The following is a 22176-nucleotide window of genomic DNA, read 5'->3' as shown; positions in this document are numbered from 1 at the left end:
TTGCCTCGAGCAGCGTCGATGAATGTGCCATTAAGTACTACTAATTCTACGGCATATACTACGGATGCTGGTGACTATCTTTTAGTTAGTAGGCCCGCCCTAACAGTACCATAAAAACTGCGTTTTTGAAGCCGTTATTTTGCTAGACAATTTAAACAACAGTCGAGTGCTCTTGTACCCAGGTTGAGGCGTACATCTACGAAGATTAGTGCGAAAGCTAGTAAGATGGCTCTGGCCACCATCAGGGTGGGCACAAACCATAGGCTGGCGTTCAAGTTCAGCTACCCCACCAGCGAGTGAGTCGATTTGTGCTTTCTCTTGCCGGCTAGCCTAGGCGCCGAGCGAGAAATTAAAGACCACCCGTGAGCCATCCGGTGCAATTGCTAGCATCTGGATGGTGCCGCTTTGGGCCGACAGCAAGGCGCGGTCAATATCCTGGGGCGTGTCGATGGATTTACCATTGATGAAGGCGATGATCGTGCCGCTGGGAATGCCGATGTGCTCAAAGAAGCCACCTTGCCGGACCTCACTCACCAATACGCCCGCCCGCAGATTCAGGCGCTGTTTCAGCGAGCCAGGCAACGGAGAGAAGCTAGCCCCGAGTCGATTATAGATTTTATCTAGGTCGGCATTGCTTTTCGCTGTCGCCGTGGTGGCCTCGCCTTTGAGCGTGGCTGAGGTGGAGCGGCTATTCTTATTACGTAAGTAGGTGAGCTTGACTACGTCGCCGGGGCGGTGCCGGGCAATGCGTTCGGAAAATTCAGCCGACGAATTCAAGGCTAAGCCGTCGATGCTCTGGATAATATCACCGGCCTGTAAGCCGGCCGCAGCAGCGGCGCTGTTGTCTAGCACCCCCGTGATGTAAACGCCTCGTACCGCTCCGGGCTGCAGCCCCTGCTGCTGTAAGTATTGCGCCTCGGCGGTGGGGGAAGGGTAAGACACGCCGAGCAGCCCGCGTTTTACCGCGCCAAATTCTCGTAAATCTCCTAGGATCTTCTTGGCTAGATTCACCGGGATGGCAAACGCATAGCCCGCGTAGCTGCCAGTTTGTGAGGCAATGGCCGAGTTAATGCCAATCAATTCGCCATTGGTATTGACTAGCGCGCCCCCGCTGTTGCCGGGGTTGATGGCGGCATCGGTTTGGATGAATGATTCCACGCCTAAGTTGCCCCTAGGCTCCGCATAGCCGTTGCTGCTGGGCCGGTTGATAATCCCGATGCTGCGCGCTTTCGCACTGACGATGCCCGCCGTGACGGTGGTATTCAGCGAAAAAGGATACCCCACAGCGACCACCCATTCCCCAACCTGCACACTATCGGAGTTGCCGAGTTTGATGCTGGGCAGGTGGTCGGCTTTGATTTTGATGAGGGCTAGGTCCGTGTTGGGGTCCCGGCCGATCAACTCCGCGGAAAACTGTCGGTTGTCAGGCAAGACCACGTCAATCTTGGCGGCATTTTCCACCACGTGATTGTTGGTGGCGATGTAGCCGTTGCCAGTGAGCAGAACCCCGGAGCCGGAAGCCATGGCCGTGCCGCCCCCGGAAGGTGAGTCGTACGACTGACCAAACGGGTCATCATACTCCTCGGAAGCTCCATATGTGGTTTTGATGTGTACGACCGCGGGCGTCGCCGCTTTAGAAGCCTTGACAAAGTTGCCCATACCCGCGGAGGCAGTGCTTTTTGGGCCATCGTCGGCGGAAGGTTCGTCGGCTAAAAAGGCCGTTGAGGAAGGCTCGGTCGTATTTCTCTCGTCCGAGCTTTGCTTGCTGGTGCAGCTAATATTTCCCAGCTGCAGGAGGCAAAAGCTACTAAAAAGCAAAAGGGTCGTCGATTTTCTCATAAGGATGCTTCTAGGTGAGGAGCCGAAAACCGCTGCCTAGCGCGCCCGAGCAAGTGGTAGTTTTCTCGGTTTAGGGCAGAGGAAAACTACCTTAACGCAATTTAGCGCTGTAGAGGTGCCTAAATGTCAGCCTGCTGGGCGGAACATAGAGGGAGTACCCACTAGCGCCCTAGCCATGTTCCGAAGGCTAGGGCGTACAAGGTTATTTCGGAGGCGGCAATACCGCCCCAGATGCTATCTGCTCTCCAATACTTTTGCTACCCGTTCATCACGAGTCTGCTACTTCGCTGCTAGCTGTAGCGGAAGTGGCTAAGGACGGGTCGTCAGCCCTTTTGTGGCCCACTATTGTTTCGTGGTGCAGGTAGCACCAATCGCTCATGGCTTGCACCACTTGCAGCAAGGTGCGGCTGTGCGCCGTGCTCTCGTACTCGACCGTCACGGGTTGCGTGTCGCACACGGTGCGCTTCACCAGTTGGTGGGCAGTTAGCGTAGGTTGCCAGTGTCAAGCCCTTCGTTAGCCCACACTGGCAGGCAGTTGCACCTGGGTTAGAATACGGCCTAGCTCTTGCTGTTCCGCCCCGCTGAGGGGCTGCAGTGGGGCTCGTAGCTCGCCAGCTTTCTCACCTAGCAGCTCCAGCCCAGCCTTAATAGCGCGGGGCAAGCCTTTGGCTACAATGAACTGAAGCAGCGCTAATTGCTGGTAAAATAGCTGCCTAGCTTCGGTAAGGTCCTGGCGCTGTACTGCCTCGTACAGGTCCACATTCAGCTCCGGAATAAGGTTGGGGGCCGCCGTGCACCAGCCCGTGGCACCAGCGGCAAAAGCGGCCAAGGCTAGGGGGTTGGAGCCATTATAGAACGCCACATCCTCACCTAGCAGCTGACGCAAGGCCTGCATGCGCTGCACGTCGCCGGTGCTTTCCTTGATCATGGTCACGTTGGGAATTTCCAACAGGCGCTTAAGCAGCGTCGGCGACATATCCAGGCCGCCCGTAGCGGGGTTGTTGTAGGCCATTATCGGCACCGATACAGCGCTGGCTACCCGGTCGAAATGCTGAAAGATTTCATCGTCCGTGAGCTTCCAGTAGCTCATCGGGATGACCATCACCGCGGCCGCGCCGGCCTGCTCGGCAAAGCGGGCGTGGCGCACCACGCCGGCCGTCGTCAGGTGCGAGACGCCCACCAGCACCGGTAAGCGGCCGGCTACTTGCTGCAAGGTGGCCTCGGTTACGGCGTCGCGTTCCTCGTCGGTGAGGTAGGGCAACACGCCGGTGCTGCCGAGCGGGGCAATGCCATGCGAGCCGCTGGTCACCAGCCGCTCCACCAGGCGGCGGTAGGTGGGTAGGTCCACCGTGTTATCGGCGGTGAATGGCGTAATAGGATAGGCAATGATGCCGCGAAAAGGGACGTTCGTATTCATCGAAAGGGAGTTAAATAAGTGACTTACAAGTCGCGGCCGCGCTCCTCGCGCAGGGCCACCCCTAGGTTTTGCAGCAGGGGCGCATTTTCGCAAGCGATGTAGCGGGCGCCCACCGTTTCGCTGCGGTTGCCGTGGTTGTGCCAGGCCCAGATGGGGATGTAGATGGCGTCGCCCGCTTTCCACTCCACTATGCGGTCTTCAATCTGGGTGTAGCCCTCGCCTTCGATGACGTAAATCACCGTTTCGTAGGTGTGGCGGTGCTGGTTGGTGACTTGGCCCGGCAAGAGTCCGCCGATGGTCATGCTCAGCGCCACGGTTGGCAGGTCCACAAAGAAGACGGGATGCTTGCGCTCGGTCGAGAACTGATCGTGGGCACCGGCTTGCTCCACGTTGGCGTGGTGGAGCCTCTCGGGCATCCGAACTTCGGGCCGGGCGTAGGTGCGGTGAAAATCCGCTGATTGGAATTGGTCTGTGGGCTTAGCTAGGTTGTGAATGGCAATAGGGTCCATGAGCAAGATTGAAAAGTGGTGAAACCATCAGGGGGCGCTGGCAATACCCTGTTTTACATCCCGGGTCAGGGTGGGTGCCAGCTCCCGACTATGCAAAAGTGTTTGTAGTTTGGCCCCCTGAATTCATCCAGTTTTTGCAAACAAACGGGTCCAGTTATGCTACGTGCTTGGGATACCAACTTTCATCCAACCTTCGCGGCGGGCCGGGCCGTGTACCTACAAATCAGTGAGCTGATTGCCGCCGAAATCCGCCGCGGCCGCTTGCAGCCGGGTACGGCGCTGCCTGGCACCCGAGAGCTAGCTAAGCAGCTGGGCGTGAACCGTAAAACGGCGGTGCTGGCCTACGAGGAGCTGCTCGCCCAAGGCTGGCTGGAGTCGCAAACTACCCGCGGTACCTTCGTATCGAGCCGGCTGCCCGAGAGCACCCCGACGGCGTTTGCGCCCGCCACGAGTGGTCAAGTAGAAGCGCCTGGCTTTCAGTGGCAAGACCCATTTAACTTGGAGCACCTGCCTGTGGTGCCGCCCGGGGCGCTGGTGTTCAACGATGGCACGCCCGATGCTCGGCTCGCGCCCGTAGCCACACTGGCCAGCGCCTACCGCCGGGTGATGCAGGGCCGAGGCCGCCGCAACCAGCTAGGCTACGACAGCCCCCTAGGTAGCCTGCCCCTGCGCGAGGCATTATCGCGGATGCTCAACCACGACCGGGGCTTGAGCACAACCCCAGCCGGTATCTGCCTGACGCGGGGCACCCAAATGGCCTTGTACCTGACCGCCCGACTGCTGATCCAACCGGGCGACGTGGTGGCGGTGGAAAACCCCGGCTACCCGCCCGCTTGGCAAACCTTTCGGCTACTAGGTGCTGAGCTAGCCCCCGTGCCGGTGGACGAAGAAGGCTTGTGCGTAGACGCGCTGGAAGCACTATGCCAGCGCCGCACCGTGCGGGCCCTGTACCTGACGCCCCACCATCAGTTTCCGACCACCGTGACGCTGAAAGCGGCGCGACGAGTGCAGTTGCTAGCCCTAGCCGCCCGCTACGGTGTAGCCCTCATCGAGGACGACTACGATCATGAGTTTCACTTCCACTACCAACCCATGCTGCCGTTGGCCAGCGCTGATCCGCACGGTGTGGTCATCTACATCAGCTCGCTCTCTAAGCTGATTGCCCCGGCTCTACGCGTGGGCTATGTAACAGGTCCGGCTGCGTTTGTAACGGCGCTAGGTCGGCTGCGGACGCTAGTGGACCGGCAGGGCGACACCGTCTTGGAACAGGCCGTAGCCGACCTGATTGATGAAGGAGAAATCAAGCGGCACACGCGCAAGGCCCACGCCGAGTACCACGCCCGCCGCGACGCACTGGCTGATGCCCTGCGCCAGCTGCCGGGCAACGTGGTAGATTTTGTGTTACCCGGTGGTGGTATGGCCCTGTGGGTGACCTTCCGGGAAGACGTTGACGTGGAGCAAATAACGGAGGAGCTAGCTCGTCGCAAGGTGGTCATTACGCCGGGTAGCCGCTATTACCTGAGTGGGCCCGCCACCAACTCCGTGCGCATGGGCTACGCGGCGCTGACGCCCGCCGAGCTAGCCCACGGTGTAGAGCAGCTAGGGCTCGTCCTGCGCCAGTACGAAAGCTGAGCAGCGGAGCTAGAATGAAAAAGCGGGTGAGACGTTCGAAATGCAATACCCTGTTGCCTAGAGAAACCGCATCAACGCTTGCGCCGCGCTACTAAAGCGCCGCGTCGTGCTCGGGGCAATCGATGCGTAGTTGAGGACCTTCGAGAGGAATGTTGAGCAAATGGCAGAAGTGCTGACCGGGCCTCCAACCATAGTGGCGGCAGGAGAAACACATGCGCTGCACCGGGATGGTGCCCGCTGCCTGCAACTCGTACAGGAGCGTGAGCAGGCTCAGATATAGGCTCTGCTTTTGTCGGGTAGGCAAACCAGCTACGGGCTGACCAAGGGGCGCAGCAAAGCGGCTGGTCTGGTCGGCCAGCCGCTCGCCGGCGGGGGTAAGCTTCAGGAAATGGCTGCGCAGGTCGACCGGATCAGGGTGCCGACTGATCAAGGATTTTTGAGCGAGTGTCTTGACTGCATCACTAATGGTGGCGCGGCTCACGTGATACTCGCGGGCTAGGTTACTCACCGTACACTGGCTCGGTAGGTGAAAGCGTAAAAACACTACCACTTGCAATTGCAAGGGGCTCAAACCACTATGAGTAGCCTCTTGCCAGAGCAAGTGGCGAAACACGCCTGCCAGCCGTTCGAGCGAGGCCACAATCTTGTGGTCCAAGTCCGGCGGATTGTTCTGTTGCAACGGGTCGAACGGGCTGGCAGCGGAATCAGCAGTCACAGGTGAAATCGAGGTAGTGGCGAAAAGGCGGCGCAAAGGTACCGTTTACGTTCACTACCCGGTCGAGGCGGATACGCTCGCCGGTATCAATAACGAGGTATTCAGAGAGGCCATCCGGCTCCCGCTCACTGACTAGGTTCTTCAGCAAACCGGTAACGGTGGTGAACTCCCAAAGGTCGGTGAAGTACTGTAAGTGCGAGTACGTGCGCAGGGTGATGGTCGCCTCCAGCAAGTCGTGGAAGCTGCAATCAATGGGCTTGTAGGCAACGGTTTCCATGAGCTAGGTAGAAAATAGAGGTGCCTACTGGCACCCCTGCATTTCAATTATATAGTACCCTTGGGCACTGATAACGTCCACAATTTCCTGAGCAGACTCTGCAATATGGCAGAAGCGGCATTCCTTGGCGGTTAGGGGTTGGCCCTGCTGACCTTTCTGGGCTAGGTACTGGCGGCCAAATTGGTACACCAGCTCCTTGCTAGCAGTTTCGTCGGATACCAAAATGTCGAAGTGCATTACTGAGCCGTCCTTCTTGGGAACGTAGGTGTCATAAACGGCGACTTCCATGAGTGTAAACGTTGAGAAGTAAATAATTTGTTGAGACTTAGAAACTAGATTTCGTGTCCTGCTGCGCTGGTCGAAGCAGGGCAAAATCTAAAATTGACCCTCTTTGACGTAGGGGTAGGACCAGAGCGTAGCCGTGAGCGTGACGGCCTTGAACCAAGCCGCGTGCATGGCTTCTACCTCGGCGGCGGTGTGCCCATCGTTTTGCAGAAAAGGCTTGATGGTAGCCGTGAGCGGCACAATGAACGCAGTGAGATAGCGCAGGTGAATGAGCGGCTCGGCCGCGGCGCCGTCGGTCACGTTCTTCTTGGTGCTGGTGTGCCGCAAGCCGATTTCGTGCTGGTAGTCGAGCCACGCTTGGTCGTAGGGGCGGGTGCAGAGATCGGCAATCCACTGTCCGAAGCGGGCCCGAACGCGGGCTAGGTAGTCGCCGTCGGGTTGCCCGTGCAGGGAGAAGTAGCGCAGCAGATGCGGGTGCGCCCCCACAAAGCCGTACCACACGTCGAGAACGGCATCGGTCTGCGGAGCAAGCACCTGGCCCGCTTGCGCGAGTGCCGCCACATCCGCATCCGAAAACAGAACCGTTTGCTTAAGTAATTCTAGCTCTTCGAGGGTGACCGGGGAGCGCCCGACTTGACCGTAAGCGTAGCCAGGAATGTTGGAAGTTTCCATGAATGTAGGAGCAGTAAAAAGTAAATGGTGAAAGGCAAAGCGGTGGCTGGCCCAGCAGAAAAGTGGGCTTGAATTCACTTAAAAGAGAAGGGGAGATACCTAGCCTAGGGCCGGTCGCGCCAGTAGTTGTTAGCGGCGGCGATGGTCGCAAACTCGGCGGCGACGGTTTGGCAGATGCTGATGAGCATCATCGGGTTGTCGGCGTAGATGGCGCGCTGCTGGCGGCGTTTTTCGTCGTCGGGCTGGGTGAGCTTAATGATGAGGCGGGCGAGCTTGACGGCAAGCTGGCGTCCTTCTTCCGGGGTAGCCGTGAGCAGGCTATTGCCGGGTACAAGTTGCAGGTCAGACATGGCGCAGGCGTTATTTAGAAGCCACCGTATAGGGCAACGAAAGGTTGCCCGACATCACTCCGTACACTTGATACACCCCTAGCATGGGCCGCTTCTTATCGGAGGCGTTGACCTCCATGTAGCAAGTCACGAGGTCGAATTTGAAGTCTCGCTTGCGGTTGATGCGGTCGAGCGGCACGACAGCGCGACCAGTGCTGCCCTGCATCGTGACGGTGAAGCCGGGCGAATCCATGTACATGTGCATGCCGGGGGCGCTAGTGGGCGGCAGCTTGGGCGCGGCTCCCATATGGTCGAACTCCTTCACCGAAAAGCCACCGGCCACGCGGCTGTCCTTGATCAGGACTACCCAGTGCGCGTGCCACACCAGCCCGTCGTTGGCATAATCGCCGTCGCCATTCTCATCCCACAGCGGCGTATCCTCAAAGTCGGGGTGGGAGGTAAGGGCCAAAGCCACAATGCCATCGGTGGCACCCATGCCGATGTCAGTCGACTTAAGGGTGGTAGGGAAAACGTAACCTAGCACTGGCGCGCCATCGGTTTTGCCAGCGGGTTTGGGTTGGGTTTTGCCCGCGTTGCCCGCCACCTGAAACTCAAAAACGAGAGTTTCCAGCTCCGGCAGATACTTAACGGCTGCCTTCTTAGGGGTGTAGTCGGCATTGTTGTAGGCTGCGCCCGAAGATTGCGCGAAGCCACTGGTAGTCAGAGCGCTAAGTAGCGCTAGGGTAAGCATGGGTCGTTTCATGACGTGCATAACTTGTTGTTAGATTACCCGACAAAAGTAGTTGGCACTCCTAACCGTATAGTCATGTTTCACCATTGGACCAGACTGCATATAAATACTGGCCCAGTTTGAGCAGATGACCCGCGCTTCTTGCGCCTAAGCAATGTTTTCGTGCACTAAAAACTTGTTTCGCCCAGCAGTAAGCTAGGTAACAAGAGAACCTAAGCGGCGCTGCTATCCTAATGCAGATAGGGAGCAGGGTAATAGTTGCGCGAGCCTTGGGGCTAGCTCAGAAGCCGAAGAAAGGTGAGAAAAAATATACAGGATAATTTTGTCCGTTATTAAATCGTCCTCTACCTTTGGGTCAAAGCCAAGCGGTATGTTTTCGAAAGCATGTGAATATGGAATCCGGGCCTCGATCTACATAGGGCAGCAGTCGACCAATGGTCGCCGGGTGGGCCTGAAGGACATTGCTGCCGAAATTGGTTCGCCGGAAGCCTTTACGGCCAAGGTCCTGCAACAGCTAGTGCGCGCCCAACTAGTGACCTCCGTGAAAGGTCCTACCGGCGGCTTTGAGCTCACTCCCGAGCAGTTGCGCACCGTCACGCTCCGCCAGATCGTCGTAGCTATCGACGGTGGAGCGATGCTGCAAGGCTGCGCCCTCGGTTTGCCCCAGTGCTCGGCCAAGCAACCCTGTCCCATGCACTACCAATTCTTGCCCATTCGCGACCAACTCAACGAGTTGTTGCGCACGCACACAATTGGCGAACTGGCGAGCAAAGTGCACGACGGCCTAGGTTTTTTAAAGCAATTCAGTTGACATTTTTTTTATTTTAATACAGGACAATTTTGTCCGTTACTTACATCCATTTCTATGACCCCTGAGCAAAAGTCCCTCGTTACCGCTACCGTAAGCACCCTCAGAGCGCACGGCGTAGCCCTCACCAGCCACTTTTACCGCCGGATGTTTGAGCACAACCCCGAGTTGAAGAACGTCTTTAACATGGGCAACCAGCAAAACGGCAAGCAGCAAACGGCCCTAGCCATGGCCGTGCTAGCCTACGCCGAAAACATCGAAGACCCTTCGGTGCTGGTGCAGGCCATCACCAAAATCGGCCACAAGCACGTCAGCCTCGACATTCGCCCTGAGCACTATGCCATTGTGGGCCGGCACCTCATTGCCTCCATTGGCGAGGTGCTGGGCGAAGCGGCCACGCCCGCGCTCCTCGACGCCTGGACTACCGCGTATGGCGAATTAGCTAGGCTGATGAGTGGACTAGAAAGTGGCTTGTACCAAAAAGCGGTCAGTCAGCCGGGAGGCTGGACGGGTTGGCGCCCCTTCACGGTGAAGCAAAAAGTCGCTGAGTCGAGTGAGATTACCTCCTTCTACCTGTATCCTGCCGATGGAGGCCAAGTAGCCGACTATTTGCCCGGCCAGTACGTGAGCCTGCGTCTATTTCTGCCCGAACTGAACCTGTTTCAGCCCCGGCAATACAGCCTCTCCAGTGCGCCAAACGGGGAATATTACCGCATCTCGGTGAAAAAGGAAGCGGGCAGTCAGCACCCCAATGGCATGATCAGCAACCGCCTCCACGACTTTGTGCAGGAAGGCGCCATCGTGGAGCTAGCCGCGCCAGCCGGCGACTTTACCCTGGAGACGACCAAGCAAACACCGGTGGTGCTGGTGAGCGGCGGCGTAGGCCAAACGCCCCTGTTGAGCATGCTCGACTACCTCACGCTGACCAACAAGTCCCGCCAAGTGGTGTGGGTGCACGGCAGCCGCAACGAGCAAGTACACGCTTTTCGGGAGGCGGTAGCCGACCTAGCCTCTTGCCACGAGAACGTACAGCACCATATTTTCTACGACACCCTAGCTCCTGGTCTGGAACGGGAAGGGTACTACGCAGGGATTGTCGAGCTGCAAAAGCTCAATGGCGGTACGCTCCTGCCAAAAGCCGACTACTATGTGTGCGGTCCGATGCCTTTTATTCGCAAGCAGGTGCAGGACCTGTCACGGCTAGGCGTGCCGCGTGAATCCATTCACTTTGAGGAGTTTGGGCCGGCGACAATGGGCGTCTAGCTACTGTATACTATGGCTGTTCCAACGCAACGGGTATCCGCCGAGATTGGTAGATAGGCTTTCGCCAAACTGGACCATCCTACCTAGCTCGTCAAGCATTACTTTACCTCGATTTTCATCCGAACAGTCTTCTGTCTATGTACATTCCCGCCGAGTTCCAACTCACTGATCAGGCCGAAGCGGTGGCCTTCATGCAACGCTACAGTTTCGCTACCCTGGTCAGCGTGGAGCAGGGCGTACCAGTTGCCTCGCACCTGCCTTTCAGCGTGACGAGTGACGGTTCGCGCGTCTGCCTCACCGCCCATCTGGCGCGTGCCAATTCGCAGTGGCGGAGCTGGGGAGAACAGGAGGTGATGGTGCTGTTTACGGGCCCCCACGCCTACATTTCGCCCACGCTCTACCAGCAGCGGGAAAGTGTCCCGACGTGGGACTACGTGGCAGTGCATGCCTATGGTCGGGTGCGCCTCTTAGAAGATGCAACTGCCACGGAACAAGTGCTGCAGCAACTTATCGCCATCCATGAGCCAGCCTACCAAGGGCAATGGGACACGCTGCCGGAGAAGTATAAAGCAGGTCTGCGGCGCGCCCTGGTGGCTTTTGAGGTAGAAGTAACTACGCTACAAGGTCAAAAGAAACTCAGCCAAAGCCGCTCAGCGGTCGAACGCGCTGCTATCATGGAGCACCTAGCAAGCAGCGACGACTCAATCGTGCGGGACTTAGCGCCCTATATGCAGAACGGGTAATCAGTAGGCTCCGCTAGTGGCAACGCGGCCAGCTACTGCGCGCCCGTATTTGCATTAAGTACTAGCCTGCGAGAACGGCAACAGTCGTACTTGAAGAGTTTCCCGTTGCTATTCCAGGGCTTCATGCGTGTTAGCTAGGTTGTTCAAAATAGCAGCGTCTAGGATTAGGCTTTTTAAAAAGGAATACAGAGGCCTCTGCTAGGTTGATGCTCATTAAAAGGAACAGGCTGGCGGCTGCATACACCTAAGCACATGCCCGGTGGCAATAACGCATATTTAGAAGATGCGTGGCAATCAGCCCTGCAGAGGCCATATACTGCACCAGCTCTAGCCAAGGGTAGGAATGCTGCCAAAATTCAGCACTCACAAACAGGGTGAAAAAGCCCCAAATAGCCACGCGCAAGCTCTTGGTAGACATGCGCCAGGTCGCCCCCACTACCAACAAGCCACTGACAAGTAGAAAAGCACTTTCCCACTGTTCCATAGTGTGCTGGTGCACGCCCCAAAAAGCGAGCAACAGCGGGCTAATAGCACAGTGCAGCAAGCATAGGCCGCTGTTGAGGACCCCGCCATAATCAGCGGCCAAGCGAATCCATATGCTTTTCACAAGGCTAAAGTTGAGGCTATAGATCCGCGAACGTGCTGCTGCATTGCCAGAGCTAGAATTTGGTTTTGTATAGAAGCCGCTTTTTAGATCCACAGTTGATTAAGGCAAAAGTATAGACCGGCTGGGTTATTTGTAATTATGTTGCAAATAACCTAGCCGGTCTTTGGGTTTCCAAAACGAACTAGTACTTACTTTTCTATTGTGTTCACTAGAGCTTGATATTTACCCTGTATGTTTTGATTGTCATCAACAGGCTATTTTTCACGATCTGTTCTTTGCATAAAGTGATTTTTATTGCTGAGATGCAATCTAATTCAAGTTCGGCGCTTACCTTTGTTTGTATACGCTACATTGTTGCAAATGAAAATGCTTCGTTCTTGGCTGGCTTTGGTGCTGCTGCTCTGCTTCGTGCGGGTGCTGCTGCCGGAGGCATGGGTCTTGAGCTTGCATCGTCACCAGCACACCACCGAGGAGCCAACGCAGGCACCGGGCGCCTTGCACGGTAAGCAGGTGCTCAGTGCCCAGCACCTGCACTGCGACGTTGATCATTTTTACAACGTGCCTTTCCAGCCTGCTCCGTTTTTGGAGCTGAAAGAGCGGGTGCTACAGGCCTACCAGCGCGCTACAGCCGTGGCGCTGATCCGGGCGGGCGAAGTCACGCCCCCAGCCATTGACTACCTGCGCGGGCCACCATCCGAGAGCTAAATCCCAATAGCCGTCGGATAGCCGCTTCGTGTCTTTTTGCTAGTAGATTTCGAAGCCTACTTCCTCATTTCTTATGGAATAGTTCTTCCGCATGCCTTAGTAGCGTGCGAAGTACGGCGGCTGGTTTAGTTTTTACCGGCTCTCCTTTCTTGTATGTCTTTCCTATTTCTGGGCACACCGGGGATTGGGCGACCAGGCTTTTGGCTGCTACTCCTACTGAGTATAGCGCGCCTAGGCCACGCCCAAGCCCCCGCTGAATGTGCGCTGTCGCTGAGCGGCCGCGTCGCTGACCATGAGTCGCGGGCGGACCTGTCGGGGGCTACCGTGGTCGTGCTGGAAACCCAGCAAGCCACCCAAACCGACGCGGCCGGCAACTTTCACCTGCACCTTTGCGCCGGCCTCTACCACGTACAGGTCACCTTTCTCGGCTACGAAACCGAGACGGCGGAACTGCGCGTCGAGCGCGCCGTGGTGCGCAACTTTCAACTACACCCCAGTGCTGTTGTGCTGCGTGGCGCCACCGTGCGCGGCCAGCGGGTGCTAGCCCCCACCCAGCCCACCGCCACACTCAGCGGCTCGGCCCTGCAGCAAACCCGGGGGCAAGCACTAGGCGAAGCCTTGCAGAAGATTGCGGGCGTGACGGCCATTCAGACGGGCCCGAGCATCTTCAAGCCCATGATTCACGGACTGCACTCCAACCGCCTGACTATCCTCAACAACGGGGTGCGGCAGGAGGGGCAGCAGTGGGGCCAGGAGCACGGGCCGGAAATCGACCCTTTTATTGCCTCCCGCCTGACGGTGGTAAAGGGCGCCGCTAGCGTCCGCTACGGCTCCGATGCCATTGGGGGCGTAGTGCTAGTGGAGCCGAAGCCGCTACGCGACTCCGCGGGCACCGGCGCCGAGCTGAACCTGGTGGGCATGAGCAATAATGGCCTAGGTGCTGCCTCGGGCACCGTAGAAGGTAACCTGCGTACGTTGCCGGCCTTGAGCTGGCGGGTGCAGGGTACGGCCAAGCGGGCCGGCACCATGCGGGCCCCTGGTTACTACCTCAAGAACTCTGGCTTTCAGGAGATGGACTTCTCCGCGGCGGCCGGCTGGCGGAAGGAAAAATACGGCGTTGAGGCTTTTTATAGCCAGTATAACACGCAGATCGGCATTCTGCCCGCCGCACACGTAGGCAGCCCCACAGACTTGGAGCTTGCTATTGCCCGCCCGCGCCCACTAGAAACTTCGGGCTTCAACTACGACATTGACCGCGCCTACCAGCAGGTGCGCCACGACGTAGCCAAGCTTACCGGTTTCGTGCAAACTGGGACTGCGGGCCGCTTGACGGCCACCGTCGCTCAGCAGACGGATTTCCGCGATGAGTACGATAAATACCGGCCCCGCAACGATAACCTAGCGGCCCTGAATAAACCCGAACTGAGCTACACCAACCGTACCACCACGGCCGAACTCCTGTGGGAGCATCGGCGCTGGCACAACCTAATCGGCAGCATTGGGGTGGCAGGTACAGATCAATTTAACCGCTACGCGGCGGGCAGCCGGCAGTTCATTCCCTTTTACACCAACCATACCCTCGGGACCTTTTGGCTGGAGAAATGGCAGCGCAAGAAGTGGCTGCTGGAAGCTGGCCTGCGGCTGGACCGCCGCGACCTTCAGGTGAAGCGGGGCGACCGGGATACGACGGGCGCCTTCTTTGTGGATCGCAGCCGCTTCCAATACACCACGCCGGCGGCTTCCCTCGGGGCCACTTTCGACCCCACGGCCCACCTGACGCTGAACCTCGCCTCGGGCCTGACGCGCCGCGCACCCGCCGCCAATGAACGCTTCAGCGACGGCGTGCACAACGCCCAGTACGAGCTAGGGTATGACCTGGTGCCGGGCAACGGGGCGCTGGTCCCCGAAACGGCGCTGAACGTCAGCCTGACAGCTACCTGGCACGACAACCCCCGCCTGAACGGGGAAATCACGGTGTACCAGACGCGTATCACCGACTTTATCTACCAGGTGCCCATTCTGCCGCCCGTGATTACGATTCGGGGGGCACTCATTAGTTGGGTGTACCAGCAGACGGATGCCACGTTTCGGGGCGTAGACCTAGCCGGCACCTACCAGCTGGCACCCCGCTGGCTCTTGGGGGCCAAAGGCTCCATTGTGCGAGCCCGCGACACTCGCCAGGATCAATGGCAGATCTTCATGCCCGCCGACCGGGCGGAAGTGTCGCTCCGCTACGAGATTGCGCCGCAGCCGGCTGCGCGCCTGCGCCAGAGCTACGTGCAGCTAGGGGGCTACGCCGTAGCCCGGCAGACCCGGGTACCGGATAATTATGCCGAACAGGACTACAAGCTGCCGCCCGCCGGCTATGCGCTGCTCGGGCTGGAGGCTGGCACCACTCTGCACTGGGGCCGCCAGCCGCTGGAGGTAAGCCTAGCCGGCTCCAACCTGCTCAACCAGCGCTACCGCGACTACCTGAATCGCTACCGCTACTTCGCCGACGAAATGGGCCGCAATGTGACGCTGCGCGTGCGCGTGCCGCTGGAGCTGAGCCGGGCGCGGTAGCGAACCATTGACTTTTACTTCTTCCAACTTTTTCATTTTTCAACCATGCACACGCCGCACAATAACGCTTTTTCCCGCTTGGCGCTATTCGCCCTGCTCGCTGCCACAACCCTGTTCAGCGCCTGCAAAAAGGACAACGATAAGGATGATCCCACGCCCGACGATGATAACGAGCAGATCACGACGGTGACCTACACGCTAACCCCTGTGAGCGGCGGTACACCCGTGTCCGTCACCTATAAGGACCCGGACGGCGACGGTGGCGCAGCCCCCACCATCGGTTCGCTGACGCTGGCCGCCAACACCACCTACACCGGCGTGCTGACCTTGCTAGACGAGACGAAAACCCCAGCCGTCAATACGTCGGCCGAGATTCAGCAGGAAGCCGATGAGCACATTTTCTTCTTCGAACCCACGCCCACGAACCTGGTAACGGTGACGCGCACGGACAAGGACAAGAATAACCTAGAGGTGGGCCTACAAACCCGCTTGGTCACCACGGCGGCGGCGAGTGGTACGCTCAAAATCACGCTGCGCCACCAGCCCGGCGTGAAAAACGGCTCTTTCGCCCCCGGCGACACCGATGTGGAAGTGACCTTCCCCACGAGCGTGCGGTAAACCTAGCAAGGTATCGGGAGTCCGGCTGCAACCGGCTTCCCATCTAGTTTCTCCTAGTTTGGTTTTGGAGAACGTTGAGAAAGCACCGGCCATTGGCGGGTGCTTTCTTGTTGTAGCCCATCTTACTTGGTGCTTGGCCTAGGTCCTCCTTCCGTTGTTCCGAGCAGACAACCCGATACATTCCAGGCGCTAAACGCACTGCCTTCTCGTTTCCCGAGCGGAATAGCAACTTTGAATGTATGCTTACCAGCGGGTAAGTCGGGTAGGGGGATGTACACCGGTGGGGTTAAGCTACCGGGGCACCAGTTGGAGCGGCTTAGGTCGGAAGAAGACATGCCAGTGCCAAAGTTGCCGGAAGAAGGGTTGAGCAGCCGATACGTGCCACAATCGGTTCGCCAGGGAATGAAATGATATACCCGTTTCCCATCGACAAAGAGCTCATTCAGCTTCTGGTTGAACTCATCGCCGCCACCCCAACCTCCGTGGCCGGTGGTGATATAGCGTAGCTGGAGGTTCTTCAGCCCCGGCGGAATATCGACGGTTACGGTCAGGGAGTCATGCTCGAACATGGTACCGTATTCCTGACCGGCCATCTCCATCAGGTTGGTGGTGTTGAAGAGGGGGAGCACCACCTGACCTAGCTTTTGATTTTCTTCCCCACTGCCGGGATAGTATTTCAGGCGCAGGCTCACGATATGCCCGCCTTTGTCGTAGTTGCCAATGAACACGCCGATCCAAACGTCGCCCTGCAAGCGGGAGTGAAGCTCGGTCAGGTCTTGCCGAAATACGGCCGAGTCTGCCCAGGTATAGCCTTTGATCGTCGAAGCTGCGTTGTACTTACGCACGCCAAACGGCGTAAAAAACCGCATTAGCTCCAGCGGGGGCAGATACTGGTCGGTTGCCACCACTCCTTGATACTTTTCTTTGTACACGGGCAAGGCTTTTACGCCTTGTTGCAACCCGTTCAAAAAAGATTGCTGCTTATCCAGTGGAATCATAAACACCGAACCCGTACGGTCATACGCGTCGCCATTGGAATACTGGGTCAGTTCTGCAAACACCTGCGTGCCAGCTAGGTACTCGGGCACCCGGATCTTCTTCAGGATCACCGTGCCTGCGGCGTAGTGGTAGGTGAGGTTGGTTTGCCCTTCCGCTGAGTTTGGCGGGTTATTCCCGAAGGAAAGCTGTTCCCGATCGAAAACCGATACGGTCTTAAATCGGCTTTCAATCACCTGCTGGTTATAGGTAGCCGCATCGACCACGGGGCCCATCTGGGCGGGAGTGGGCCAGTCGAGGTCGGTGCTTTTTACCTTGCTGGTCTGAATTTGGGTGGCAATGGTTTCCTGCTCTCCGTTGCGGACCATTTTCAGGACCAGCCCTAGGCCCGGCGTGACGCCAATAGGGGTGCCTTTCAGGGGCAGGGCGTTGGTGTACCATACCTCCACCGTATTGGAGCGGATAATCACTTTGGCCTTCTTGCACGGGTACCCTAGGATGGTCTCCGTGCCTGGCAGCAGTTCCGGCTGTTCATACTCCTTGAACTCTTTTAGCTGCGTGACGTGGGCATTGTCCTGCAAGGTGAGTACCTGCATGGTGCGATTGGCGGCGTAGTCCAGATACAGCTGTTCCCGTGCCTTCGTATCAGCGACTCTTTGCAGGTGCGCCCGCTGTCCGTCAATAACTAACTTCAGGCGGCCTCCGGGCACTTCCTTACCGTGGTATTTTACCTCGTAGGTAACAATAGCACGCTGCTGGGCAACACTCGCAACGGCAAACAACAGGCAGGCAAACAGGAATAGGTATCTCATACGAACTAAGTCGGGAGCAAGATAACCAGCTTATCTTGCCTAGGATGAAGTCAACCTAGCTAGGGTCAACTTTTTCCCGGACCAAAAAGCTGGCTATCGGCTACTATAGGCTTTCTCCCAGGTATGCTAGCGGAAGCGGTACAGGTTGAGCATCATGGACACGCCACCGTTGGTGCGCCACGAGTTCAGATTATCCGTGTCGGAGGTGCGTGTGCTCCACAGATTCCACATAATCCCGTTCGAGTTGCGGATTGACCACGCTTGGGTCGCATTTAGGTCCAGCCAGGGGCCATACGTGGCGGCGGTGCCGGTTTCCTTTACAAAAATGCAGGCCCACCGCGCAAAAATGGACTTCCCGCCCTGAATGTCCAGCACTGCGTCTTCATCCTGCAAGATGCCACCGGGCGATTTTGACAAACTGTTGCTGGCATAGTCCATGGCCTTAAGGCCCATGGCCCGGTAGTCGGGGCTAGTGTAGTAGGGGCGCAGTTCATTGGCCGCCCCAATAAAAGTGCCTTGCGTATACAACAAGGAGCCTTCCGTGATTTGGCCCGCCTGGTTCATAGCACCTTTCACTTCCCCCGTAGAGGCCACGTACATGCGAGAGGCCAGCCAGTCCATGATTAGCTTGGCTTTGTCGCGGTAGGCGGTATTACCGGTGGCTTTGTATAGCCGCATGGCGCAAATAGCGGCTGGGGCGTTGACGCAGGTGTTTTTCGACAGCTTATCGGTTTTCCACCACAAGCCACCGCCTAGCGTGGTGTCCCAGCCTCTGGCCCACACCAAGTCAAAGTTCTGGCGGGCCATGTCGAGCATGCCCCCATCGTTCCAGATTTCGTAAGCGCGGACACACATCAGCGAGCCCCAAATGACGTCGTCGTTGAACTCGTTGCTGCTCCATAGTAAGCCGTACGCATCGCGCATGCCGTTGTAGAGGTACTGGATTTTGTTTTTGTATTCGGGGGTGGGATTCACATTGTAAGCATCGATAACGGTTTCGATGGCCTCGGCTTGGGTCCAGAAGTCCATCCGCTTGGTTTTGGCGATATCGAACCAGTAGTTGGCTTTGAATGAGGGGCCGTAGGTTCCGTACTGGTTATAATACTTGTTATCATAGCTGCTCAAAGCCAACAGGGCTTCGCTCTTAGCCACTACCGCCGACGAGCTTACTTGAGTGGATGGCAAACTTGCCCCTAGGGTATCGTGGAAGTCCTCCTTTTGGCAGCCCGCGAGCAGGCTCAAGAGCAAGGTAGCAGCGGGTAAGATAAATCGACTAGTTTGCTGCTTTCGCCCGGCGGGCACCGTGGTAAGGTTCGCGGGGTGGCAAGTAGAATCGTTCGTACGCATGCGTTTGGGGTTTGAGTGGTGGGTTTTTTAGGGTTTGAAAGGGCAATAACTTTAGTGAGGCCGCACTAAGTCATAACCTAGGCTAAGCGCTTCTCACTGAAGGATAAAAGCCACGAAGTAGTCGCACCCCCAACGGGCGACGAAAATATTTGTCTGCTTAGTCGTGCCGCGGGCGGCACTTGTTTAGCCTCCTGACCACGGAATCGCAACTCCTGCAAGGCGCATCTCCGGCCCAAATACCAGCACCGCTTTCCCTGAAATTACCTTCACCGCTACCATCAGCAGTCCGCCTCTGGTCTATACACGCATGACTGGAGTACCTTCTAGATTCTCGCCAGCCTCGATGGGCAAGCTAGGTATGCGCTACTTAGGCTAGCTTCTACAGTATCGATGTGGTGTTTACCGTCACTAACCACTTGCAGCAAGTAGCCAACAGCTAGGGCCTGCCGTCCAGGTAGCTCTCTGGCGCGGCGGGCAGGCCCTAGCTGCCTCGCCCGTGAAACTGACCGCTGAGGAAATATCACATGCGGTTGATTAGTAGGTGCTCACCAGGGTAGGGCAGCCGTAGCAGAAGAACTCGTGCCGGTAGGACCATTGGCGGGGAGCAGGGCCAGCCGGATGGCCTCCGCGGCTCCTTGCTCAGGGGTATCCGTGCCCGCAAAGCCGTTCAGGTCGGTGGCCGTGTAGCCGGGGTTGGCCGAGTTGACTTTGATGGCCGTTGCGCGCAGCTCCTGGGCCAATTGCACGGTGAGCATGTTCAGCGCGGCTTTCGAGGCCGAGTACCCTAGCAAGCCCCAGTCGTTCTGCCCACTGAGGGTAAGCGAGCCTAGTGGACTGGATACGTTGACAATGCGCCCTGCCGCAGCCCGCCGGAGCAGCGGCAAAAAGGCCTGAGTAGCCGCCAGTGTACCTAGAAAATTAGTCTTCATTACCTGCTCTACGCTTTGGAGCGTCGCTTCACTCGGCAGGCCGTCTCCTTCTGCATTGATACCTGCGTTGTTTACCAGGATGTCGAGGTGGCCTACCTCACGCTTGATGCGCGCGGCGGCCGCGTCGAGCGTCGCTTGGCTCGTCAGGTCCAACTCAATGACTAATATGTCTCCTTCGGCGGCTAGCTCAGCAGCGGTTTGCTGACCGTTCGCCACCTGGCGGGTTCCCAGATAGACCCGGCAGCCCGCCTGTAGCAGCCCCCGCACAATCGCTAATCCAATGCCTTTGTTGCCGCCGGAAACCAGCGCGATTTTCTTGTTCTCCATGTTGCCTGTTCATGTTTTCTCCGCACCAGCGTGATGCGGAACTGCTCCGCAAAGGTCTGGCAGGAAGGCAACAGGCAAACTTCGCCAATCAACCCAATTGTTTTAGATTTCAAACACAACCGAGCTGCGAAAATCACCCGGCGTTTGGGTCGTGTGGCGCTTAAAGAAAGTGCAGAAGTGCGCCACGTCGGCAAAGCCTAGGCTATCGGCAACCTCCGAAATGCTCCAGCTTGTTTGCCGCAGCAATAGTTTGGCTTCTTGCGTCAGGCGCTGGCTCAGCAGGGTCGTGGTGGTGTGGCCCGTCGCCTCTTTCAGTACCCGATTGAGGTGGTTGACGTGCACGGCCAGTTGGGTGGCATAGTCGGCGGCGGTGCGCAGGGAGAGCGGCGGCTGCGGGCTTTGGCGGGGAAACTGGCGCTCCAGCAAGTCGGCGAACTGGGCCGCTACCCGTTCGGCCGCGCTGTGCGTGTTCAGCCGGGCAGGCGCGGGCTGTAGTTTCTGCACCAGATGAATCAATTCCCACAAATAGGTGCGCAATAGGTCGTGCTTGTAGGCGTAGCCGGAGGTGAGCTCGTGCGCCATCTTGTGAAAAATGGCTTCGACCGCGGCGCACTCGGCCTCGGTTGCCTCCCACACTGGGTAGGCCTCGGGCTGAAAAATCGGTAGTTCGGCCACTACTATCCCGGCTCGGGCGGGTAGCAGAAAGGCGTCGTCGAAGAGGCAGCTATATCCCTGGGGCGTTTCCGTAAGCGGTAGCCATCGATAGGGCACGCGCGGGGTTACCAGAAACAAGGTGTTGGACGCGCAGTGCGGGTCCCGGTCTGCATATTCCACCTGGCTGCGGCTGCGGCAGAGCGTAATCTTGTGGTAAGCCCGCCGGGTAAAGGGCATAGGGGGCGCTTGAGGGAGGTCGGCTAACGAAAAGACATTAAAATGGCCGACTCCCTGCGTCATATCCGGCGGTGGCAAGACGCCAGTTACCGCCTCCGCATTGGGAGCGCACGCAGCATAAAAGTCGGCTAGGGAATCTGGTTTCATACGACTAAATGTACGGAACGACTGGGCAGCACGGCTAGCCGAGCCCCCAGCCGCTACGAGCACAGGAATTACCTGGGCAAATACTTCTTGACGAACCCAGATCAGTTCGACTCATTACAGCACCCGCAGCTCCTCGTGCCCCAGAAAGCTAAACTGTAGCGGGTAAGCAAGGAATTTGTCGGTTGCGGCAAGTTATGAGGCTTGGTGAGGCCATAATGGCCATTTGAAGAAGATCCGTGAGTGCTTTCCGGGTAAACGGCTTGTCCCGCTACAAGGCAACCGCTATATGATTGCCCTGCAGCGGGAACGATTTCTGACCCTAGCGGCCGTCAGCTGGAGCTTCCAGGCTAAATTCGGCCAGTAACAGGGGCAACTCTTGCAAGAGCCGGTCTACCTCGGCCGGCTGGGTGCCGTCGTACATACCCCGGATGTGATGCTGCGGATCTACCAGCACGAAGGCGCCGCTGTGCACGGCCCCGCCGGGAGCGGTGGGGTCTAGTTGGGCCGCCACCATGTACTGCCGGGCCAACGCAAAGATGGAGTCGCGCGGAGCCGTGGCAAAGTGCCACTGCCGGGCACTGGTAATACCTAGGCGCCCGGCATACTCGCGTAGCACCGGCAGCGTGTCGTGGTCGGGGTCGATGGTATGGGAGAGAAACGCCACCCGTGTATTACCCTTGTATTGCTTGTACACGCGCAGCATCTGCCGCTGCATGCCGGGGCAAATGGTTGGGCAGGTCGTGAAGAAGAAATCGGCTAGGTATACCTTGCCCGCGAAAGTGGCCGGCGTCACTATCACGCTGTCCTGATTCAACACGTGGAAGGTCGGGACGGTGGGCCAGGTGGTGTCACCGGGGGCGGTTACCTCCGCCTCACCCAGATGGGGCAGGCGCTTGGTAGCAGGCGCATCAGTGCAGCCTGTGATGAGGTAGGAGAGGGCCACAAGCCCGATAGTTAGGGCGCGCAGTTGCGCCAGTGATGTGAAGTAGCGCATA

23 protein-coding genes are annotated in these 22176 nt (G+C 57.9%); 7 read left to right on the top strand and 16 right to left on the bottom strand.

Annotated elements, in window-relative coordinates; all coding sequences use genetic code 11:
- Positions 1–330: 330 nt before the first annotated feature.
- The 4 genes from SD425_RS13435 to SD425_RS13420 form a co-directional block, all read right to left on the bottom strand.
- Positions 331–1659, bottom strand: a complete 1329-nt coding sequence (locus SD425_RS13435; RefSeq protein ID WP_324679422.1) for a trypsin-like peptidase domain-containing protein — start codon at positions 1657–1659, stop codon at positions 331–333.
- Positions 1660–2107: 448 nt separating this feature from the next.
- Complete coding sequence (locus SD425_RS13430; RefSeq protein ID WP_324679420.1) at positions 2108–2308, bottom strand: winged helix-turn-helix transcriptional regulator; 201 nt, start codon at positions 2306–2308, stop codon at positions 2108–2110.
- 45 nt (positions 2309–2353) lie between these two features.
- Positions 2354–3256 carry a dihydrodipicolinate synthase family protein gene (locus SD425_RS13425; protein WP_324679418.1) on the bottom strand — a complete coding sequence of 301 codons (903 nt, stop codon included), beginning with the start codon at positions 3254–3256 and terminating at the stop codon, positions 2354–2356.
- A 23-nt stretch (positions 3257–3279) separates the two neighbouring features.
- Positions 3280–3765, bottom strand: coding sequence for a cupin domain-containing protein (locus tag SD425_RS13420; protein WP_324679416.1), 486 nt, complete (start codon positions 3763–3765; stop codon positions 3280–3282).
- A 156-nt stretch (positions 3766–3921) separates the two neighbouring features.
- Between SD425_RS13420 and SD425_RS13415 the strand changes: the two genes are divergently transcribed.
- Complete coding sequence (locus SD425_RS13415; protein ID WP_324679414.1) at positions 3922–5397, top strand: PLP-dependent aminotransferase family protein; 1476 nt, start codon at positions 3922–3924, stop codon at positions 5395–5397.
- Positions 5398–5488: 91 nt separating this feature from the next.
- Here the strand turns inward: SD425_RS13415 and SD425_RS13410 are convergent, their stop codons facing one another.
- The 6 genes from SD425_RS13410 to SD425_RS13385 form a co-directional block, all read right to left on the bottom strand.
- Complete coding sequence (locus SD425_RS13410) at positions 5489–6112, bottom strand: MarR family winged helix-turn-helix transcriptional regulator (protein WP_324679413.1); 624 nt, start codon at positions 6110–6112, stop codon at positions 5489–5491.
- Positions 6102–6389, bottom strand: a complete 288-nt coding sequence (locus SD425_RS13405; protein WP_324679411.1) for a hypothetical protein — start codon at positions 6387–6389, stop codon at positions 6102–6104. Before SD425_RS13405 ends, SD425_RS13410 begins: the two co-directional genes overlap by 11 nt.
- A gap of 24 nt (positions 6390–6413) precedes the next feature.
- Positions 6414–6677: a DUF2024 family protein gene (locus tag SD425_RS13400; protein WP_324679409.1), complete on the bottom strand. Its 264-nt coding sequence runs from the start codon at positions 6675–6677 to the stop codon at positions 6414–6416.
- 87 nt (positions 6678–6764) lie between these two features.
- Positions 6765–7346, bottom strand: coding sequence for a protoglobin domain-containing protein (locus SD425_RS13395; RefSeq protein WP_324679407.1), 582 nt, complete (start codon positions 7344–7346; stop codon positions 6765–6767).
- 104 nt (positions 7347–7450) lie between these two features.
- Positions 7451–7696: a hexameric tyrosine-coordinated heme protein gene (locus tag SD425_RS13390; protein ID WP_324679405.1), complete on the bottom strand. Its 246-nt coding sequence runs from the start codon at positions 7694–7696 to the stop codon at positions 7451–7453.
- A gap of 10 nt (positions 7697–7706) precedes the next feature.
- Positions 7707–8438: a hypothetical protein gene (locus tag SD425_RS13385; RefSeq protein ID WP_324679403.1), complete on the bottom strand. Its 732-nt coding sequence runs from the start codon at positions 8436–8438 to the stop codon at positions 7707–7709.
- 358 nt (positions 8439–8796) lie between these two features.
- On the opposite strand from SD425_RS13385, the gene SD425_RS13380 reads away from it, so the two are divergent.
- The 3 genes from SD425_RS13380 to SD425_RS13370 all read left to right on the top strand — a co-directional run bounded on the left by SD425_RS13380 (position 8797) and on the right by SD425_RS13370 (position 11240).
- Positions 8797–9237, top strand: a complete 441-nt coding sequence (locus tag SD425_RS13380) for an Rrf2 family transcriptional regulator (protein WP_324679401.1) — start codon at positions 8797–8799, stop codon at positions 9235–9237.
- Positions 9238–9291: 54 nt separating this feature from the next.
- A complete protein-coding gene (gene hmpA, locus SD425_RS13375) occupies positions 9292–10497 on the top strand; it encodes an NO-inducible flavohemoprotein (RefSeq protein ID WP_324679399.1) in 1206 nt (401 codons plus the stop codon).
- A 137-nt stretch (positions 10498–10634) separates the two neighbouring features.
- Positions 10635–11240 carry an FMN-binding negative transcriptional regulator gene (locus SD425_RS13370; RefSeq protein WP_324679397.1) on the top strand — a complete coding sequence of 202 codons (606 nt, stop codon included), beginning with the start codon at positions 10635–10637 and terminating at the stop codon, positions 11238–11240.
- Positions 11241–11484: 244 nt separating this feature from the next.
- Here the strand turns inward: SD425_RS13370 and SD425_RS13365 are convergent, their stop codons facing one another.
- Positions 11485–11847, bottom strand: a complete 363-nt coding sequence (locus SD425_RS13365) for a MerC domain-containing protein (protein WP_324679395.1) — start codon at positions 11845–11847, stop codon at positions 11485–11487.
- A gap of 366 nt (positions 11848–12213) precedes the next feature.
- Between SD425_RS13365 and SD425_RS13360 the strand changes: the two genes are divergently transcribed.
- The 3 genes from SD425_RS13360 to SD425_RS13350 all read left to right on the top strand — a co-directional run bounded on the left by SD425_RS13360 (position 12214) and on the right by SD425_RS13350 (position 15732).
- Complete coding sequence (locus SD425_RS13360; RefSeq protein WP_324679392.1) at positions 12214–12552, top strand: hypothetical protein; 339 nt, start codon at positions 12214–12216, stop codon at positions 12550–12552.
- Between the two features lie 153 nt (positions 12553–12705).
- Complete coding sequence (locus SD425_RS13355; RefSeq protein ID WP_324679389.1) at positions 12706–15114, top strand: TonB-dependent receptor; 2409 nt, start codon at positions 12706–12708, stop codon at positions 15112–15114.
- Between the two features lie 45 nt (positions 15115–15159).
- Complete coding sequence (locus SD425_RS13350; protein ID WP_324679387.1) at positions 15160–15732, top strand: hypothetical protein; 573 nt, start codon at positions 15160–15162, stop codon at positions 15730–15732.
- Between the two features lie 122 nt (positions 15733–15854).
- Here SD425_RS13350 and SD425_RS13345 read toward each other — a convergent pair whose 3' ends face one another.
- From SD425_RS13345 to SD425_RS13325, 5 genes are all read right to left on the bottom strand, one after another.
- Complete coding sequence (locus SD425_RS13345; protein ID WP_324679386.1) at positions 15855–17540, bottom strand: PNGase F N-terminal domain-containing protein; 1686 nt, start codon at positions 17538–17540, stop codon at positions 15855–15857.
- Between the two features lie 126 nt (positions 17541–17666).
- Positions 17667–18887 carry a glycoside hydrolase family 76 protein gene (locus SD425_RS13340; RefSeq protein ID WP_324679384.1) on the bottom strand — a complete coding sequence of 407 codons (1221 nt, stop codon included), beginning with the start codon at positions 18885–18887 and terminating at the stop codon, positions 17667–17669.
- A gap of 545 nt (positions 18888–19432) precedes the next feature.
- On the bottom strand, positions 19433–20143 hold the full coding sequence (locus tag SD425_RS13335; RefSeq protein WP_324679382.1) for an SDR family oxidoreductase: 711 nt from the start codon (positions 20141–20143) through the stop codon (positions 19433–19435).
- 102 nt (positions 20144–20245) lie between these two features.
- On the bottom strand, positions 20246–21181 hold the full coding sequence (locus tag SD425_RS13330; RefSeq protein WP_324679380.1) for a helix-turn-helix transcriptional regulator: 936 nt from the start codon (positions 21179–21181) through the stop codon (positions 20246–20248).
- A gap of 319 nt (positions 21182–21500) precedes the next feature.
- Positions 21501–22175: an SCO family protein gene (locus tag SD425_RS13325; protein WP_324679377.1), complete on the bottom strand. Its 675-nt coding sequence runs from the start codon at positions 22173–22175 to the stop codon at positions 21501–21503.
- Between the last annotated feature and the right edge of the window lies 1 nt (position 22176).

This window comes from Hymenobacter sp. GOD-10R (genome assembly GCF_035609205.1).
Lineage (GTDB): Bacteria > Bacteroidota > Bacteroidia > Cytophagales > Hymenobacteraceae > Hymenobacter.
The sequence above is the reverse complement of the archived record's forward strand: the minus strand, read 5'-3'. Positions and strand labels throughout refer to the sequence as shown.